Annotated in this window: 18 protein-coding genes and 1 pseudogene; 10 read left to right on the top strand and 9 right to left on the bottom strand. The window is 74.5% G+C overall.

The annotated features are described in order from the left end of the window. Positions 1-78: 78 nt before the first annotated feature. The 4 genes from ACZ3YL_RS22070 to ACZ3YL_RS22055 all read right to left on the bottom strand — a co-directional run bounded on the left by ACZ3YL_RS22070 (position 79) and on the right by ACZ3YL_RS22055 (position 2,676). A complete protein-coding gene (locus ACZ3YL_RS22070; RefSeq protein ID WP_188310022.1) occupies positions 79-1,158 on the bottom strand; it encodes a M14 family metallopeptidase in 1,080 nt (359 codons plus the stop codon). A 16-nt stretch (positions 1,159-1,174) separates the two neighbouring features. Further along, on the bottom strand, positions 1,175-1,513 hold the full coding sequence (locus ACZ3YL_RS22065; RefSeq protein WP_465659242.1) for a hypothetical protein: 339 nt from the start codon (positions 1,511-1,513) through the stop codon (positions 1,175-1,177). A 50-nt stretch (positions 1,514-1,563) separates the two neighbouring features. Next, positions 1,564-2,286: a TetR/AcrR family transcriptional regulator gene (locus tag ACZ3YL_RS22060; protein ID WP_188310024.1), complete on the bottom strand. Its 723-nt coding sequence runs from the start codon at positions 2,284-2,286 to the stop codon at positions 1,564-1,566. Positions 2,287-2,541: 255 nt separating this feature from the next. After that, entirely contained in the window at positions 2,542-2,676 is a 135-nt protein-coding gene (locus tag ACZ3YL_RS22055) for a hypothetical protein (RefSeq protein WP_465659240.1), read from the bottom strand. Positions 2,677-2,797: 121 nt separating this feature from the next. On the opposite strand from ACZ3YL_RS22055, the gene ACZ3YL_RS22050 reads away from it, so the two are divergent. Further along, positions 2,798-3,427: a maleylpyruvate isomerase N-terminal domain-containing protein gene (locus ACZ3YL_RS22050; protein ID WP_465659238.1), complete on the top strand. Its 630-nt coding sequence runs from the start codon at positions 2,798-2,800 to the stop codon at positions 3,425-3,427. On the opposite strand, the pseudogene ACZ3YL_RS22045 reads toward ACZ3YL_RS22050, so the two are convergent. Further along, positions 3,417-3,889: pseudogene (locus ACZ3YL_RS22045) on the bottom strand (hypothetical protein); the annotation flags it as partial. The gene ACZ3YL_RS22050 and the pseudogene ACZ3YL_RS22045 sit on opposite strands and share 11 nt — an antisense overlap. Before the next feature lie 143 nt (positions 3,890-4,032). On the opposite strand from ACZ3YL_RS22045, the gene ACZ3YL_RS22040 reads away from it, so the two are divergent. Beyond that, positions 4,033-4,404: a hypothetical protein gene (locus ACZ3YL_RS22040; protein ID WP_188310026.1), complete on the top strand. Its 372-nt coding sequence runs from the start codon at positions 4,033-4,035 to the stop codon at positions 4,402-4,404. Between the two features lie 72 nt (positions 4,405-4,476). Here the strand turns inward: ACZ3YL_RS22040 and ACZ3YL_RS22035 are convergent, their stop codons facing one another. Next, positions 4,477-5,373, bottom strand: a complete 897-nt coding sequence (locus ACZ3YL_RS22035; protein ID WP_465659237.1) for a lysozyme — start codon at positions 5,371-5,373, stop codon at positions 4,477-4,479. 269 nt (positions 5,374-5,642) lie between these two features. Here ACZ3YL_RS22035 and ACZ3YL_RS22030 point away from each other — a divergent pair, with 269 nt between their 5' ends. The 3 genes from ACZ3YL_RS22030 (at position 5,643) to ACZ3YL_RS22020 (ending at position 10,457) form a co-directional block, all read left to right on the top strand. After that, a complete protein-coding gene (locus tag ACZ3YL_RS22030) occupies positions 5,643-6,212 on the top strand; it encodes a GNAT family N-acetyltransferase (protein WP_465659235.1) in 570 nt (189 codons plus the stop codon). A gap of 186 nt (positions 6,213-6,398) precedes the next feature. Continuing rightward, positions 6,399-8,123: a glycosyltransferase family 2 protein gene (locus ACZ3YL_RS22025; RefSeq protein WP_465659233.1), complete on the top strand. Its 1,725-nt coding sequence runs from the start codon at positions 6,399-6,401 to the stop codon at positions 8,121-8,123. 210 nt (positions 8,124-8,333) lie between these two features. Further along, positions 8,334-10,457: an acyltransferase family protein gene (locus tag ACZ3YL_RS22020; RefSeq protein WP_465659231.1), complete on the top strand. Its 2,124-nt coding sequence runs from the start codon at positions 8,334-8,336 to the stop codon at positions 10,455-10,457. A 169-nt stretch (positions 10,458-10,626) separates the two neighbouring features. Here ACZ3YL_RS22020 and ACZ3YL_RS22015 read toward each other — a convergent pair whose 3' ends face one another. Continuing rightward, the gene (locus ACZ3YL_RS22015) at positions 10,627-11,151 is read right to left on the bottom strand and encodes a hypothetical protein (protein ID WP_465659229.1); all 525 of its coding nucleotides are present in this window, start codon (positions 11,149-11,151) and stop codon (positions 10,627-10,629) included. A 236-nt stretch (positions 11,152-11,387) separates the two neighbouring features. Here ACZ3YL_RS22015 and ACZ3YL_RS22010 point away from each other — a divergent pair, with 236 nt between their 5' ends. From ACZ3YL_RS22010 to ACZ3YL_RS21995, 4 genes are all read left to right on the top strand, one after another. Continuing rightward, positions 11,388-11,618, top strand: a complete 231-nt coding sequence (locus ACZ3YL_RS22010; protein WP_188306923.1) for a hypothetical protein — start codon at positions 11,388-11,390, stop codon at positions 11,616-11,618. Positions 11,619-11,775: 157 nt separating this feature from the next. Then, entirely contained in the window at positions 11,776-12,270 is a 495-nt protein-coding gene (locus tag ACZ3YL_RS22005) for a hypothetical protein (RefSeq protein WP_465659227.1), read from the top strand. After that, a complete protein-coding gene (locus tag ACZ3YL_RS22000; RefSeq protein ID WP_465659225.1) occupies positions 12,267-12,869 on the top strand; it encodes a class I SAM-dependent methyltransferase in 603 nt (200 codons plus the stop codon). Before ACZ3YL_RS22005 ends, ACZ3YL_RS22000 begins: the two co-directional genes overlap by 4 nt. Positions 12,870-12,913: 44 nt before the next feature. Further along, positions 12,914-13,381 carry a nuclear transport factor 2 family protein gene (locus tag ACZ3YL_RS21995; RefSeq protein WP_465659223.1) on the top strand — a complete coding sequence of 156 codons (468 nt, stop codon included), beginning with the start codon at positions 12,914-12,916 and terminating at the stop codon, positions 13,379-13,381. Between the two features lie 56 nt (positions 13,382-13,437). Here ACZ3YL_RS21995 and ACZ3YL_RS21990 read toward each other — a convergent pair whose 3' ends face one another. Together ACZ3YL_RS21990 and ACZ3YL_RS21985 are read right to left on the bottom strand one after the other, a co-directional pair. Next, positions 13,438-14,088 (bottom strand): histidine phosphatase family protein, encoded by a 651-nt coding sequence (locus tag ACZ3YL_RS21990; protein ID WP_317621243.1) that lies wholly within the window; start codon positions 14,086-14,088, stop codon positions 13,438-13,440. 67 nt (positions 14,089-14,155) lie between these two features. After that, positions 14,156-15,112: an aldo/keto reductase gene (locus tag ACZ3YL_RS21985; RefSeq protein ID WP_188306927.1), complete on the bottom strand. Its 957-nt coding sequence runs from the start codon at positions 15,110-15,112 to the stop codon at positions 14,156-14,158. Between the two features lie 82 nt (positions 15,113-15,194). On the opposite strand from ACZ3YL_RS21985, the gene ACZ3YL_RS21980 reads away from it, so the two are divergent. Next, on the top strand, positions 15,195-16,175 hold the full coding sequence (locus ACZ3YL_RS21980; protein ID WP_223242768.1) for an ArsR/SmtB family transcription factor: 981 nt from the start codon (positions 15,195-15,197) through the stop codon (positions 16,173-16,175). The last annotated feature ends 116 nt before the right edge of the window (positions 16,176-16,291 follow it).

Here is a 16,291-nt window from a genome sequence, read left to right as displayed (position 1 = left end):
TGAGCGCCGGCGTCGAGGCGCCCGCCACGATCGGTCGTGGCGGGCGCCCCGCTGTCGGGCACTGTGGTTCGGGGGTGTTCAGGCGGTGGCCAGGCAGAACTGGACGAGCCCGGCGTCCACGTCGAGGACGATCTTCTCCATCTCCGCCCACGGCGGGTGGAAGGACTTCACGCCCCACTCGACGGTGAAGCCGAGCACCTTGCCCTGGTCGGGGTCGGTGAAGTGGCGGGAGTAGACGTAGTCGTCGCTGGTCCCGCTGGTCGGGTAGAGGTGGAACCCGGTCAGCGGCTTGTACGCCGTGCCGCGCACGCCCTGGACGCCCTGGCAGAAGGCGGTGGCGAGTTCGAGGGCGCTGTCGGCGTCGTCCTTGGGGATGTACTCGGCGTACGCGGTGTCGCCGGGCAGGCCGCGTTTGCCGTCGTACCGGGCGTTGCGGAAGTTCATGCCCGGGTCGTCGGACTGGTTCTCGTCGTCGCCCCAGTTGTAGAGCATGTCCTGGGAGTAGCTGTGCACGTCGACGAGCCAGCCGGTCCGCGGGTACCGGTCCAGCAGCCAGCGGACGTTGCGGGTCTCGGGCTCGGAGAAGGCGCTCGGGCCCTCGTAGACCTGCTGGTCGCACGGGTTGGTGGAGACCTGGGGGGTGGCGGTCGGGGCGAAGGCGGTGGTGAAGTCGAACAGGAAGTCGTAGTTGCGGTTGAGATCGATGCCGATACAGTCCGGGTTCGCGCTGCCGCCGGAGTTGGCCGGGTTGCGGTTCTTGCGCCACATCGGGTCGACGGTCTGGCTGTGCAGCCGGCCGTCCGGGTTGACCAGCGGGAAGAGCACGAAGTCCAGCCGCTGGAGCAGTCCGCGCACCTGGTCGGCGGTGAAGGCGGTGCCGCCGTAGCCGAGGCCGGTGCCGGACTGGTAGGCCTCCAGCAGGTCGGCGGCGAGGTGGACGAGGATCTCGCAGCTGCCCCACTCGCGGGCGTGCACGCCGCCGATCATCATCACGCAGCTCTTGGGGCCGGTGGCGGTGGGTGCGCCGATCCGCAGGGCGTGGGCGGTGCGGCCCTCGATCGAGGGCTCGGGCAGGGTGATGAGCTCGGTGAGGCCGGGGTAGGCGCCGGCCAGGCTGGTCACGGCGGATTCGACCTCGGTGATGTTCAGGTACGACATGACGGGCCCTCCCCGGTCAGCCGGTGAGCTTGGCGGCCAGGCCGTGCGGGACGGCGTCGGCGGCGGCGAACCGGTCGCCGGCGCCGACCTCGGCCTGGGCGGCCCGCCCGTCCTCGCTGGCGTTCCCGAGCCGGGTGACCGTGACGCCCTCGCGTTCGAGGGCGGCGACCTGGGCGTCCGGGGCGTAGACGTCGATGCCGATCCGGCCGTCCGGCTCCGGCTGGGGGTGTCCCCCGGTGTCGGGGCGGGTGTCGCGCAGCAGCGCGAGCAGGGTCTCCGCGTCCTTGGCGGTGACGCGGAGCCGGAGGATGTCGGGCCGGGGAGGGGTGGATGATGCGGATGGGACGGCGGACATGACGACCTCGGGTGATGAGTACGGATATGTCCGACGTGTACCTCGTATCCTCAGGATCCGCCGCCGTCGTAGAACCCGTCAAGGGGTGGCTCCGGCATCCCGTCCAGCAGGCTGTCCAGGCCGGCCAGCATTTCGGCGCGGTCGTCGAAGTCGGCGAAGCGGGGGACCAGCGCCCGCAACCGCGGGTAGTCGGCGGCGGGCAGCCGGTGCAGGCCCAGCCGCAGCACCGGGTCCGGCTCTTCGGGGTTGTCGACCACCTGGCGCTTGTCCACCAGCAGGCAGCCGAGGTTCCAGGCCACGAAGGTGCGGTAGACGGTCAGGGCGGTGGCGTCGTCGAAGCCGGCCCGGCCGAGCACCGACAGGATGTGCTCGGTCAGATCGAGGGCCGGCGCGGGCCGGCGGGACACCGGGACGGCCAGCGGGCGGGTCGCGACCAGCGGCAGGATCTCGGGGTGGGCGTGCGCCACGGCGGCGAAGGCCTGGGCGATCCGCCGCAGCTCCATCCGCCACTGGGGCTCGTCCGGGCCGCGACCGGGGCTGGTGCGCAGCCGGGCGTTGATCTCGGTGAAGTAGGCCTCGGTCAGGCCGTCCAGCAGGGCTTCCTTGCCGGGGGTGTAGCGGTACAGCGCCATCGACTCGACGCCCAGCTCCGCCGCCAGTCTGCGCATGGTGAGCGCGGCGAGGCCTTCGCGGTCCACCAGGGCGACGGCGGCGGCCAGCACCAGTGGACGACTCAGGCGACCCCGCTTCTCGGGCCCGTCCCGCTCAACCATGTCCGCACTCCTCCGAGTCGGCACCGTCGGCCGTGCCCCGGCCGGACAGGCGGCAGGTGACGCAGCGGATACAGAACCAGGATACAAGGGACGAATAGGTCGGAAACAGGCCTTGGTTGCACCATGATCGGTGACGGAGCGTAGTCGATGCCGGAATGCGGTGGTGTCAGGCTGCGGTGGTGCTGGGGTGCGGTGGTGCTGGGGTGCGGTGGGGCTGGGGGGTGTGGTGGTCCGGGGTGCGGCGGTCGGGGGCGATCAGCCGAGCAGCAGCCGGAGGGCGAGCCCGCCGACCAGGGCGGCGAAGGATGGCACGGCGAGCGGGTTGGGCAGGGTGATCCCGAGCAGGGCCGGGAAGGCGCGCACCGGGCCGGGCGGGGTCGGCGCGGTCAAGACGGAGGAGCCGCGGCCGGGCAGGGCGGTGACGGCGGTGCGGTAGGGGGTGCAAGGGGTTTTGCCCGTGACGGCGGGTACTGTGGGGCACTCCGGTGAACATTGGTTCGAGGAGGTACCGATGAGCAGTCAGAACACCCGCGTCAACGAGCTGTTGGTCGAGGCGTGGTCGTCCTGGGCGGAACGCGGTGCGGCCCTGAGCGCGGCGGACTGGGACCGGCCCACCCGGCTGACCGAGTGGACCGTACGGGACCTGTACGCGCATGTGGCGCCGGTGCCCGAGCAGTTCGCCGGGCTGCGCGCCATCGTGGTCGACGCCCCGGCCGGGCTGACCCGCGGGGCGGACATGCTGCGGACGTTCAACCAGCCGGGCGGGCTCGCCCACACCGCCGCCGGGCAGGTCGCCGATCTGGCCAAGGAGGCCGCCAAGGTGACCGAACCGGCCACGCTGATCGCCCGGTTCGGCACCGAGGGGCCGGCCGCCCTGGCCGGGATCGCGGACCTCACGCCCGACACGGTGGTGGCGCACCCGCTGCTCGGCCCCGTGACGGTGGGGGCGCTCGGCGAGGTGGCGCTGATGGAGGCGACCGTCCACCTGCTCGACCTGATCGCGGCGGTCGGCGGGCCGGCGCCGGCCGAGGGAGCGCTGCACTTCACCCGTGCGCTGCTGGCCGAGGTCGCCGACCCGATGGCCTTCATCGAGGCGGCGGCGGGCCGCAGTTCGGAGCCGGTGCTGCCGGTCATCCGCTGACCGTTCCTGGACAGTGATCAGAAGTGACCATCGAGGTCAATCCGGCACTGCGCCCATCCCGAACGGTTGTGGATGGGCTGGTCGACCGCGTTCCTGCCGCGTTCGGCGCGCACGGATCGTGTCCGTGGTCCGGGTGCGCGGGGCGGTTTCCCTCACGCCCCTGGTCGCCGGGTCGGGCCTGGGCGGTCCGATGCCCGTGCACATCGCTCTGGTGTGCACGGGTGCCGTCCGTCGCCTGATCCGGTGGCCGAGGGCGCGTCTGCCGATCGCCACGGCGGCAGCCTGGTGGCGGCCGGCGGGGCGTCGGGGTGTGGAGAGCGGGGCCTGCCAGTGCTGCGCGCCCCACATGCTGGTGTAGGCGGGATCGACCGCGATCACACCGATTCCGGCTTCGGCGGTCATGGCGGCGAGCCTGGCACGAAGTCTGCCGGTGGGCATGCCGTCGACGAGTTGCCGGAAGCGGCCATGAACAGCAAAGATCACTCAACAACACTCAACCGCCGGCAGTTCACCACCCCTGGGCGGGGGCGATCCCGCGCGGGAGCCGTACGCGCTGGTCGGTCGTATGATCTGCACCAGAAGAACGGCAGGGCTGGGGGGCGTCGATGGACTCGTTGTGGAACCTGTGGTGGCTGGTACCGGCTGTCCTCTACGGGGGCGGGAACATCGCCAACCGGGTGCGCCGGGACATCAAGGACCGGCATGAGCGCAAGCTCGAACTGCTCGACGCCCAGCACCGGCAGCGCCTCGTCCTGGAGGAGGCCCACCGGCCGCCCGAGCCGGTCTGCGGCTGCACCCACCACCTGGCCAAGCACGACCGGCAGGGCCGCTGCCACGAGGTGGTCGAGACGCCCACCGCCTGGGACGCCGACCGCCGCCCGGTGCGCTTCGAGCCCGGGCAGTGCAACTGCCAGCAGTACGTGGGGCCGGAGCCGCTGGGCACGGTGTTCGCACCGGAGTTGACCGACCCGCGCTGAGTGGTTCCGTGCGTCGAGCGGTTCCGCGCGCCGAGCGGCTCCCCGTACCCACGGGGAGCCGCTCTTTCCGCGTCAGCCCAGCGCGAGGGCGCTCAGCCGGTCGGCGGCGCCGTTGAACAGGTCCTGGTCACCGGGGAAGGTGCCGGAGTCGGAGTACTGCCAGAAGGTCTGGTAGCCCCAGCCGTTGGGCAGGGTGCCGGCGGTGGACGAGTAACGGGCGATCCAGAGGGGGTTGGTGGCGCCGAAGCCGCCGTAGTTCCCGGTGCAGCCCGACCACCAGTTGGTCGTGGTGTAGATCGTCGGGTAGCGGCCGGTGCGGTTGAGGACGGTGTTGCTGAAGTCGCGGATCCAGCCGACCATGGCGCTCTGGCTGAGGCCGTAGCAGCTGGCGCCGTACGGGTTGTACTCGATGTCCAGGGCGGGCGGCAGGGTGGCGCCGTCGGCGGACCAGCCGCCGCCGTGGTCGACGAACCAGTTGGCCTGGGCGGTGCCGGAGGAGTGGTCCGGCAGTGCGAAGTGGTAGGCGCCGCGGATCAGTCCGGCGTTGTAGGAGCCGTTGTACTGCTGGGCGAAGTACGGGTTGGTGTAGCTGGTGCCCTCGGTGGCCTTGACGTAGGCGAACTGGGCGCCGTTGGCCGCGGCGGTGGTCCAGTCGACGTTGCCCTGGTAGCTGGCGACATCCAGGCCGGGGGTCTGGGCGGCGTCGAGCAGGGCGGGGGGCGAGCCGGGGGTGCGGCCCTCGTGGGCGGCGACGGTGGAGCCGGCGAAGTCGCGGTCGGGGTGGAAGGCCGGGCGGTGCTCGGTGGTGGGGGCGGGGGCGAGAGGGGCTGGGTCGGCCGCGTACGCGGGCGCGGTGGCGCCGGCGACCAGGGCGGTCGCGGCGGCGAGTGCGGCCAGTACGGGGAGCCGGCGGCGGGCTCCCGGTCTGGTGGGACCGGTGGGGCGGGCGGAGCGGGAAGAGCGGGGCATGGACACTCCTCTGGTTCCGGTGCGGCCGGGCTCGACGAGCCCGGTACGGACGAGCCCGTTACGGATGGGCCGGACGGGCCCGGTACGGCCGGTGGTCGGCACCGGCCGGGGAGCAGGGTAGCCATGTACCCGCCAGCTGCGCCAGGCTCCGCGGCCACACGGCGAGTCGCCCTCCCCTGGCGGTGACGGCCATGGTCCTCGCGGTGGGGGTGTGCTCGCTGTGGCACGATGCCCGGATCGAGCCGACCTGCCTGAGAAGGGGAACCGCCATGTCCGAAACCGCCACCGGGCCCGCCACCGAGCCCACCGGGGAACCCGCCTTCCGTACCGCGACCCTCGCCGACGTCCCGGCCCTGGTCGCGCTGGTCGAGTCCGCCTACCGGGGCGAGGCCAGCAAGGCCGGCTGGACCAGCGAGGCGGACCTGCTGGGCGGGCGGCGCACCGATGCCGAGGCCGTGGCGGACGCCGTCGGCCACACCGACGGGCTGGTGCTGCTGGCCGAGCGGGACGGCGAGCTGCTGGCCTGCTGCCAGCTGGAACGGCGCGGCGACCGCGCCTACTTCGGCATGTTCTCGGTGCGTCCCGGCCTGCAGGGCGGCGGGATCGGCCGGGCGGTGCTGGCCCGGGCGGAGCGGCTGGCGGGCGAGGAGTGGGGCGTCGGCGCGATGGAGATGACGGTGATCGAGCAGCGCGCGGAGCTGATCGCCTGGTACGAGCGGCGCGGCTTCCGCCGGACCGGCGAGTACAGCCCCTTCCCGTACGGGGACGAGCGGTTCGGCATCCCGCGCCGGCCGGACCTCCGCTTCGAGCGGCTGATCAAGGAGTTGAAGGCGGCCTGAGGGTGGGTGGAAGCGGGCCGGTTTGTTGATCGTTTGACGGTCCGTCGTGCTACTGACGCGGCATCAAGTCGTTGAGCTGGGGCGATGCGGAGATGTCACACCTCGTTCATGATTGGTCCAGACCAATATGAGAGGCTGTGGTCGAACGGCAAGGTTCCGTCCGATGCCCAGGGGGGCCATCTCCGCATGCCCGTACTCCATGGCACCGCCATGCCCGCACCCGACACCGGTCCGCGCCCGATACCCGCGGACCCCGACCTCCGACTCCCCAGCCCACCCGACGACCAGGAGCTCTACTGGTACTTCGGCCCGCAGCGCCGCTGGGTGCTGCTCTGCGCCACCCTCTCCTACGCGGGAGCCACCGCCACCCTCGGCCTGTTCGCGCTGAGCAAGCCGCTGCTGTGGCCGTTCCTGGTGCTCACCGTGCTCAACGCCGTCACGTGGCTGCTCTCGCTCGCCGACGGCCAGCGCGCCCGCCGCTTCACCCGCGACTCGCACGACCTGCTGCTGCGCGCCTGGAACCCCGCCCGCCACCCGAGCGTGGACCTGCTGCTGCCCACCGCCGGCGAACCACTGGCCGTCCTGGACAACGCCTACCGGCACACCGCCGCCGTCCAGTGGCCCGGTGAACTCACCGTCCTGGTCCTCGACGACGCCGACCGGCCCGAGGTCCGTGAACTCGCCCGCTCCTACGGCTTCCAGTACCGCGCCCGCCCCGACCGCGGCCGGTTCAAGAAGGCCGGCAACCTCAACCACGGCCTGGCCGAGGGCGCCGGCGAGATCATCGCCGTGCTCGACGCCGACTTCTGCCCGCGCCCCGACTTCCTGCACCACCTGGTGCCCTACCTCGACAACCCCGGGGTCGGCATCGTGCAGAGCCCGCAGTGCTTCGACACCGACGCCGACATGTCCTGGCTCGAACGCGCCGCGGGAGCGACCCAGGAGATCTTCTACCGCTGGATCCAGCCCTCCCGGGACGCCCAGGACGGCACCGTCTGCTGCGGCACCAACGCGCTCTACCGACGCGCCGCCCTGCAACGGATCGGCGGCTTCGCCGAGATCGACCACAGCGAGGACCTCTACACCGGCCTCGCCCTCGCCCGGGCCGGCTGGAGCACCCGCTACGTCCCCGCGCTGGTCGCCAAGGGCATGTCGCCCACCGGCCTGCCCGCCTTCATCAGCCAGCAGTACCGCTGGTGCCTCGGCTCCCTGGCCCTCGTCCGCGACCCGGACTTCCGCCGTGGACCCCTGCCGCGCTCGGCCCGGCTCTGCTTCTGGAACGGCATCCTCGGCTACGTCACCAGCGCGGTGAACGTGTTCGCCGTGCCGCTGCCCGCGCTGATCATGCTGTTCTTCGCCCCCGAGCAGATCCAGCCCTGGCAGGTGCTGCCCTTCCTGCCGCCGATCTGGGTCGCCCTGGTGCTGCTGCCCGCGATGTCCCGCACCCGCTGGCGCTTCGAGGTCACCCGGGTCCAACTCCTGGGCGGGCTCTGCCACGTGATCGCCATCGCCCACGCGCTGCGCCGCCGCTCCGCCGACTGGGTGCCCACCGGCGCCGTCTCCGGCGGCACCGCGCTGGCCCGCGGCGTCGCCCGGCTCGGGGTCGGCTGGCTCGGCCTCGTCGTCCTCGCGGGCGGGGCGGGGCTGGTGCGCGCCGCGCTGGAGTACGGCTGGCGGCCCTTCTGGGCGCTCACCGCGCTGCTCGGGCTCACCGCGTACACCATGATCCCGCTGATCAGGGAACTGTGGCCGCTGCTCGGCGGGGCCGGCGGCAGGGGCGGCGAGGTCGCCGCGCCGGTGCGACGCCGCTCCGACCTCGGCTTCGGACGGGCGGAGGCCGTCGCCGTCACCGCCGTGCTGGTGCTGTGCGGGGTGCTCGCCTCCGGCTGGGCCGATCCGCTGATCTTCTAGCACCGACTGTTCTTCCAGCACCGACTGTTCTTCCAGCACCGACTGTTCTTCCAGCACCGACCGTTTTCCGGAACCGCCCGTCCTCTGGAACCGACTGTCCAACGCTGCGTTTCCTTGCGCGTCGCCCCACCGGCGCGGACCCCGCCGCCAGGCCGCCCCATCGGCCCGGCGGGCCCGACCACCGCTGCCAGCCCAGCAAGGAGCACCGCCGTGTCAACGGCCGTACCACCGACGTCTTCCACGTCCCCTTCCGCTGAACTGCTGCCCGGAGTCGTCCGGGTGGACCGGCAGGCCGTCGCCGCCGAAACCGCCCCGGCCTCCGCCACCGCCGAACCGGTGCCGACCGGCGAGCCCCGCCGGCGCACCGCCTTCCGCCCCGACATCGAGGGGCTGCGCGGCATCGCCGTGCTCTCCGTCCTCGCCTTCCACGCCGCCGTCCCCGGCCCCGCCGGCGGCTTCGTCGGCGTCGACATCTTCTTCGTCATCTCCGGCTTCCTGATCACCGGCCTGCTCACCGGCCGCCCGATCGGCCTGTGGGACTTCGCCGCCCGCCGGGCCCGTCGCATCCTGCCCGCCGCCGCCACCGTGCTGGTCGCCACCGCCGCCGCCGGCGGGGCCCTGCTCGACCCACTGCGCGGCACCGACCTCGCCCGCGACCTCATCGCCGCCGCCGGCCAGTTCGCCAACTGGCGCTTCGTCGGACAGCAGACCGACTACCTCGCCGCCGAACGCGACCCCAGCCCGCTCCAGCACTTCTGGTCCCTCGGCGTGGAGAACCAGTTCTACCTGCTCTGGGGCGTCCTGCTGCTCGGCCTCGCCCGCTACCTGCACGGCCGCCGCCGGACCCTGGCGATCACCCTCGCCACCCTCGCCATCGGCGGGACCTCGCTGGCCCTCTGCCTGCGCTGGACGGCCACCTCCGCGCCGCTCGCCTACTTCTCCACCGGCAGCCGGCTCTGGGAGTTCGCGGCCGGCGCCTGCGCGGCCCTGCTCGGCAGCGCCCTCGCCGCCCGCACCCCCGGGCGCGCCCTGACGGGCACACTGCGACTGCTCGGCTGGGCGGGCCTGGCGGCCGTCCTCGCGGCGGTCTTCCGGTACGACCGCACCACCCCCTTCCCCGGTGCGGCCGCCCTGCTGCCCGTCCTCGGCACCGCCGCCCTGCTGCTCGCCGCCCCCGCCGACCGGATGGTCGGCGGCCTGCTCGCCACCCGACCGCTGCGTGCCGCCGGACGCCTCTCGTACGCCTGGTACCTGTGGCACTGGCCGGTACTGACCATCGCCCAGGCCCGCTACGGCCAGCTGCCCTGGACGGTCCTGCTCGCCCTGACCGCCGCCAGCGCCCTGCCCGCCTGGCTCACCCTGCGCCTGGTCGAACAGCCGCTGCGGTACGGCAGCAGCCCGGTACCCCGGCGCGGCCTCGCCGTCGGCGCCAGCGCCCTGGTCATCCCGCTGATCGCCGCCCTCACCCTCGGCGGCGGCACCGTCCGCGCGCTCGGCGGCACCGCGGACACCCCCGCCGCCGCACCCGCCGGAGCCGTCGACGGACCCGCCCTGCTCGCCCCCGGCGTCCGGGTGCTCGGCCTCACCCCGTCGCTCGCCCGCGCCCGGGAGGACTTCCCGCCCGGCAAGGGCTGCGAGATCCCGCTCAACGCCGACGCCAGCCCCCGCTGCCTCTTCGGCAACCAGGACAGCCCCGACCGGATCGTGCTGCTCGGCGACTCCCACGCCGGACAGTGGATCTCCGCCGGGCTGAAGATGGCCGAACAGCGGCACTGGGCGCTGGAGGTGCTGGTCAAGCCCGGCTGCCCGCTGGCCACCCTGACCGTGCGCAACGACGTCCTCGGCCGCACCTTCGACGAGTGCGACCGCTGGCGCGAGAACACCCTCACCCGGCTCACCTCCGGGCCCAAGCCCCGGCTGGTCCTGCTGGCGGGCCTCAACCGCTACGGCAGCCAGGAGGAACGCACCGCCGGCTGGACCCGCACCCTGGACCGGCTGACCGCGCTCGGCGCCCCGCTCGCCTACCTCGGCGACACCCCGATGCCCGGCAAGGACATCCCCACCTGCCTGGCCGCCTCCGACGGCCGCTCCGACGCCTGCTTCTTCCCCCGCGACACCGCCTTCGAGCCCGACCCCCTGCTCGACGGCGGCCTCGCGGCCCGCTACGGCGTCCGGACCCTCGACCTCGGGCCGGTGCTCTGCCCGGGCGGCGGGCCGAGCTGCCCGGCCGTCCTGGAGGGCGTGGTGCTCTACCGGGACACCGGGCACATCACGGACACCCTGGCCCGGGTGCTGGCGCCCCGACTGGACAAGGAGCTGCTGGGCACGCGGTGAGGCCGGCCGGGAACCGGCCCGCACGGGGCGCCCGCTGCCCGCTGCCGGCTCCGCCCGGGACGGGCTCGCGGGGCCGTTCCACCGGACGGGCGCCCGTCCGGGGGCGGTGGCGGGCGCCGGCGGGGTCGGTCAGCGCCGGTCAGCGCCGGTCAGGGCCGATCGGCGAGGGTCAGCCGTAGACGCCGCGGCAGAGGCGGGCCTGCTCCGAACCGGCCGACCAGCGGCCGATCCGCTCGGCCTGGTCGCAGATCGTGCCCGGGCCGAGCGACGGGACCCCCGGCGCACCCGGGCCCCCGCTCGGCGCCGGCCGGCCGGTCGGACTCGGGTGCGAGCCGCGACCCGACTTGGGCCGCGCCCCGGGCGAGGCGTGCTGGGCGTCGGCCCGCTCCGCCCCGCCCGGGGCGGCCGCCGCGGTGGCCGGGCCACCGCCGCCCGGCAGGGCGCCCCACGGCGCGGGGGAGGGCCCCGGGGAGGGCGAGGGGGTGCCGGCCGGCGGGAGGACCGGCAGCAGCTCCGACGGGGTGGCCGAGGGCGAGGCCTCCGGCAATGCCACCACCCGGACGTCATCGCCCGAACCCGGCCCGCACATCACCAGCACGGCGGCCAGCAGCGCGAGCGTGCCGCCCGCCGCCACCGCCCAGGCCTTCCGCGAACGGCGCGGTGGGCCCGGATCCGGGCCCACCGGCGGCCCCATGGACGGCCCCGTCAGAGGCGGTCCGGCCTGTGCCGGAATGGGGACCGGAGGAGGCTGCCAGGCGTTCGGCGGCCACTGCCACTGTCCTCCGGTGGGCTGCCCAGTCATGTGCTTGTCCTTCCAGCGCCGCCCCCGCCGTACCTTTCCCTGCTCAACGAGCGCGCCGACGCGGGGACATGACCCGGAAGAGGGGTCTGAGCGGGCGCTGATTGCCGCCGCGCCACATGCTGGGGGTCATGGAGACCAACAGCACGTCCGCACACCCGGTCGAAATCGCCGAGTTCCGGACCGACAGCCGCTACCGCCTCGTCCACTTCGAAGGCCACGGCTGGGAGCCGCTCGCCCCCGAGGAGTTCGAACCCCGTGTCCAGCAGCTCTTCCCCGGCCTCGACCCGCACGACCCCGCCAAGGTGCACTGGGCCGACCGCCCCTGGGAATGGCCGACCTGGCACCCCGGTGAGGCTTGAACCCGCGCCCCGCAACCCCCACCCTGCGGCCCCTGCCTCGCAACCCCGGCCCCGCAACCCCCGCCCCGCGGATCCTTGACGCGACTCGAACGGCTCGCATGGTGAGACGGGCCCTGAGCCGCTGATCGCTGGGCCCGCCGTTCGCTACGCTTTCCGGGTGAGCGTTGATCACTTCTGGCGTCGCCTGCCAGGGCAGGCCGTGGACGTCTGTTCGCCCGAGGAACTCGGCGAACTGGTGCCCCGGAGCCGCGACGTCGGCTACGACCGGCTGGTCGCCGCCGGACTGGCCCTCGGAGTGCGGCAGACCGCCGTCCTGATGGAACTCGCGCTCACCGAGAACGGCCTGCATCCCGACCCGGCCGCCCGGCTGCCCGTCTACGGCGGAGCACCCCCGGAGGCCGGGGGCGACATGCTGGTGCTGCGCCCCGAACAGGTCGCGGCCGCCTTCACCTTCCTGCGGGACTCCGCGCTCGGCGAACTCGTCCGTCAGCAGGACACGGTGCTCGCCCGCAGGGTCGCCCAGCTCGGCGCCGAGCCGCCCTGGTCGGAGACCTGGGCCAGCCGGGTCGTCCACGACCTGCGCGAACTACGGGACTTCTTCGCGGGCGCGGCCGCCGCCGGCGACGCGGTGGTCGTCCGGGAGTCGGAATGAGCGCCCCGGGCACGGCGGGGTACGGCGAGGCGGCGGAACAACTCGCCGTCCAGTACGAGAGCGTGGACTTCACCGAGGTCCACCGCGCACTGCTGCACCTCTACCCGGCCCCGCCCGCCGCCGTCCTGGACGTCGGCGCCGGCACCGGCCGTGACGCGGCCGCCCTCGCCGCGCTCGGCCACCGGGTGGTCGCGGTCGAACCGACCCCGGAACTGCGGGCCGTCGGCGAACGGTTGCACCCCGACTCGGGCGTGCGGTGGGTGGCGGACGAGCTGCCCGCCCTGCCCCGGCTGAGCGCGGCGGGCGAACGCTTCGACCTCGTCCTGATCACCGCGGTGTGGATGCACCTCGCCCCCGCCGAACGCCCGCCCGCGATGGCCGCCGTGGCCCGGCTGCTCGCCCCCGGCGCCCGGCTCGCCCTCAGCCTCCGGCACGGCCCGGTGCCGCCAGGCCGCCGGATGTTCGACGTCCCGCCCGAGCACACCGTCACCCTGGCGCAGGCCCAGGGCCTGCGGCTGCTCCACCGCGGTGAACGCCCCGACCTGCACGGACGCCAGGACGTGAGCTGGACCGAACTGGTCCTGGAACGCGGGCGTTAGGCCCTGTCCGGCGCCGCCCGGCGGCGCGGGGAGGAGAGGTATCGATGTCGAAGGACGTGCCCGGGGATCCGGGGTCAAGCCACCGGGCCATCGAGCGCCTGATCGCGCGCTACGCCGAGCTGGTGGACGACGGGGACTTCGCGGGGCTGGGTGAACTGCTCGCCGATGCCGTCTTCGCGGGCGGCGGCCAGCCGGTGCGCGGCCGCGCGGCGATCGAGCGGATGTTCCGGGACACCGTGATCATCCACGGGGACGGCACACCGCGCACCCAGCACGTCGTCAGCAACCTCGCCGTCGAGGTGGACGAGCCGGCGGGGACGGCGCTCGCACGCTCGTACGTCACCGTGTTCCAGGCCCTGCCCGAGCTGCCGCTGCAACCCATCGCCGCCGGGCGCTACCGCGACCGCTTCGAACGCGCCGACGGGCACTGGCGGTTCGCCGAACGGCTGGTCCGGATCACCCTGGTCGGCGATGTGAGCCGCCATCTGCACCAGGCCGCCGCCCGGCGGTAGTCGCCGGCACGGGAAGTCGGCCCGTCCGACTTCCCGTGCGGGGACAGGCAGGGCCCTCAGAGCCGCAGTTCGGGCGGGAAACCCGTCCAGCGGAGCTCCTCGGGCAGGTGGGTCTGGTCGTTGAGGACGAGGACGGCGGAGGGGCGGCCCGGCGCGAAGCGGAGGACGGTGAGGGCCGCGTTGGCCGCGTTGAGGCCGAGCCAGCGCCAGGCGGGGGCGTCCAGGGTGTGCCGGACCAGCCAGCCGATCAGGAACGCGTGGGTGACGACCAGCTCGTGCCGCTCCTCGGGCCCCGGGGCGGGACCGGTGAAGCGGTCGACGGCCCGACGGGCCAGCTCGGGGCCGCGGGAGCGCTCCTCGGCGGAGGCGCCGGCGAGGAAGCGGAGCATGAACTCGGCACTTTCGGCGGGGAGTTCACCGGCCGAGGGGACGTACGGGAGGTAGTCGCCGGCCTCCTCGCAGACCGACACCGCCACCCCGTCGAGCTGCTCCCCGACGAGCCGCGCGGTCTCGGCGGCCCGGGGGAGCGGCCCGTGGTGGACGGCCGTGAGGGGGCGGCCGGCCAGACGGCGGCCGAGCAGGGCGGCCTGGCGGCGGCCGGCGGGGGTGAGGCCGCCGCCGTCCGGGCCGTCCTGGGTGGCCTCGCCGTGGCGGGCGAGGTAGAGGTAGCGGGTGGCGGTGGCGGTGGCGGTGGCGATGTCGGGCACGGGCGGGCTCCGGGGTCGGGAACGGTTGCCTCGGAGCGACGCCGGTGGGGCCGCCGGTGGTTCCGGGTCAGCCGGTGTGGGCCCGGTCCAGCAGGGCGAGTTCCTCGGCGGTCAGCCGCAGGGCGCCCGCGGCGATGTTGTCCTCCAGGTGCGCCACGTCGCCGGTGCCCGGGATGGTGAGGACGTGCGGGCCCCGGTGCAGCGTCCAGGCGAGCCGGACCTGGGCGGTGCTGACGCCGCGGGCCTCGGCCACCGTGCGGACCTCGGCGGGTTCCGCGCCGCCGGCGCCCCGCTCGCGCCCGGCGCCGGCGATCGCGTAGAAGGGGACGAAGGCGATGCCCTGCTCGCCGCAGAGCCGCAGCAGTTCGTCCTGGGCGGCCGGGGCGCCGATGCCGTACGGGTTCTGCACGCAGCTGACGGGCGCGATGGTCTGGGCCTCGGCGAGCTGGTGCGGGTGGATGTTGGACAGGCCGAGCCGGCGGATCAGGCCGGCCTGCCGCAACTCGGCGAGTGCGCCGAAGCGTTCGGCGATCGAGTCGGTGCCGAGGATGCGCAGGTTGACCAGGTCGAGGTGGTCGCAGCCGAGTTGGCGCAGGTTCTCCTCGACCTGGGCACGCAGCCCCTCGGGGGTGCGGGCGTGGTCGGCCCACCGGCCGTCGGCGTCGCGGGCGGGGCCGACCTTGGTGGCGATCACCAGGTCGTCGGCGTACGGCGCGAGGGCGCGGTTGACCAGCTCGTTGGCGGAGCGCAGCGGGGAGAAGTAGAAGGCGGCGGTGTCGATGTGGTTGACGCCCAGCTCGACCGCGCGGCGCAGCACCCGCAGGGCCTGGTCACGGTCGCGGGGTACGGCGTCGGGCACCAGCGCGGGGCCGGTCTGCGGCAGGCGCATCGTGCCGAAGCCGATCCGGTGGACGGCGCGGTCGCCGAGCTGCCAGGTGCCGGAGGCGGCGGCGGTCAGGGTGCTGGCGGTCGGGGTGCTGGCGGGGGCGGTGACAGCGGCGGTCGGGGTGGTGGCGGAGGTCATGCCGGTCATGATCGTCGCTGAACTAGTCTGATCGCCACTGATTCGGACATGTGTGAATCCACGGGGGCGGGCCTTGGCGGAGCTGCGGTTCACGGCGGGCGACCTGGCGCGGATGCGGTTCGTGGTCGCACCGATGTGGGAGGTCGGGCCGAGCCTGCGCCTGCTGCGCTCGGGGCTGCCGCACGCCGTCCACGGCCCCTGGGCGGAGCAGGTGCGGCCCCGGCTGGCGGCGCTCGGCCCGGCGGTGTCCGGACTGCTCGCCGAACTGGTGCCGCCGAGCGGCTACGTCCCCGACTTCATCAACCCGGCCCCGGCCGGCCCCGCCCCGACCCTCGGCGGGGAACTCGCCGCGATCCGGGCCACCCCCGCCGGGCAGGTGCGGCGCGATCTGGACCGGCTGGCGGCCGAACAGGGCGCCCTCGGTCCCCGGCTGCGGGCCCTGCACACCGACCCGGAGGCCGGGCTGGCGCGGCTCGCCGAGGCGGTCGAGGCGTACTGGGAACTGGCCCTCGCGCCCTACTGGGCGCGGATCCGCGCGGTGCTCGACGCCGACGTGCGGCACCGGGCCCGGCAGGCCGCCGAGCACGGCGCCGAGCGGGCGCTGAACGACCTGCACGCCGAACTGCGGTGGACGGACGGCGCCCTGAAGCTGAGCCGGCGCTCCCGCCCGCTGCCCCGCGGCACGGCCGGGCCGGGCCTGCTGCTCATCCCGTCCGCCTTCACCGGCCCCGCCCTGTACACCCGGTTCGCCCCGCCGGACCCGCCGCAACTCGCCTACCCGGCCCGCGGGATCGGCGGCCTCTGGAGGGCGACCGCACCCCCGCCCGGTACGGAGGCGCTGGCGGCGGTGCTCGGCCGCTCCCGCACCCGGCTGCTGGCCGAACTCGCCGCCCCGGCCTCGACCGCCGAACTCGCCCGGCGCACCGGACTGTCGCCCTCCGCTGTCTCCCAGTACCTGACGGCGCTGCGGGACGCCCGGCTGGTCAGCGCCCACCGCGCGGGCCGCTGGGTGCTGTACGCCCGCACGGCCACCGCGGAGGCGCTGCTGACCCCGGACGGCTGAGCCGGCCGGCCGGATAGGCTGCCCGGCACGGACGGAGCCGAACCCGTCGAGCAGGGCCCGCTGGAGATCCTGCTGGACGGCCGGGGCGCCTGGTCCGACCCGCGCGAGCCGAGGTA

This window comes from Kitasatospora sp. NPDC023176, assembly GCF_055560495.1.
Note: the sequence above shows the minus strand (reverse complement) of the source record. Positions and strands in the feature narration are given on the sequence as shown.

Bases quoted from the DNA above. Each gene is read 5' to 3' on its own strand.
- ACZ3YL_RS22070 (WP_188310022.1), bottom strand. From the start codon at position 1,158: ATGTCGTACCTGAACATCACCGAGGTCGAATCCGCCGTGACCAGCCTG.
- ACZ3YL_RS22065 (WP_465659242.1), bottom strand. From the start codon at position 1,513: ATGTCCGCCGTCCCATCCGCATCATCCACCCCTCCCCGGCCCGACATC.
- ACZ3YL_RS22060 (WP_188310024.1), bottom strand. From the start codon at position 2,286: ATGGTTGAGCGGGACGGGCCCGAGAAGCGGGGTCGCCTGAGTCGTCCA.
- ACZ3YL_RS22050 (WP_465659238.1), top strand. From the start codon at position 2,798: ATGAGCAGTCAGAACACCCGCGTCAACGAGCTGTTGGTCGAGGCGTGG.
- ACZ3YL_RS22040 (WP_188310026.1), top strand. From the start codon at position 4,033: ATGGACTCGTTGTGGAACCTGTGGTGGCTGGTACCGGCTGTCCTCTAC.
- ACZ3YL_RS22035 (WP_465659237.1), bottom strand. From the start codon at position 5,373: ATGCCCCGCTCTTCCCGCTCCGCCCGCCCCACCGGTCCCACCAGACCG.
- ACZ3YL_RS22030 (WP_465659235.1), top strand. From the start codon at position 5,643: ATGTCCGAAACCGCCACCGGGCCCGCCACCGAGCCCACCGGGGAACCC.
- ACZ3YL_RS22025 (WP_465659233.1), top strand. From the start codon at position 6,399: ATGCCCGTACTCCATGGCACCGCCATGCCCGCACCCGACACCGGTCCG.
- ACZ3YL_RS22015 (WP_465659229.1), bottom strand. From the start codon at position 11,151: ATGGGGCCGCCGGTGGGCCCGGATCCGGGCCCACCGCGCCGTTCGCGG.
- ACZ3YL_RS22010 (WP_188306923.1), top strand. From the start codon at position 11,388: ATGGAGACCAACAGCACGTCCGCACACCCGGTCGAAATCGCCGAGTTC.
- ACZ3YL_RS22000 (WP_465659225.1), top strand. From the start codon at position 12,267: ATGAGCGCCCCGGGCACGGCGGGGTACGGCGAGGCGGCGGAACAACTC.
- ACZ3YL_RS21995 (WP_465659223.1), top strand. From the start codon at position 12,914: ATGTCGAAGGACGTGCCCGGGGATCCGGGGTCAAGCCACCGGGCCATC.
- ACZ3YL_RS21985 (WP_188306927.1), bottom strand. From the start codon at position 15,112: ATGACCTCCGCCACCACCCCGACCGCCGCTGTCACCGCCCCCGCCAGC.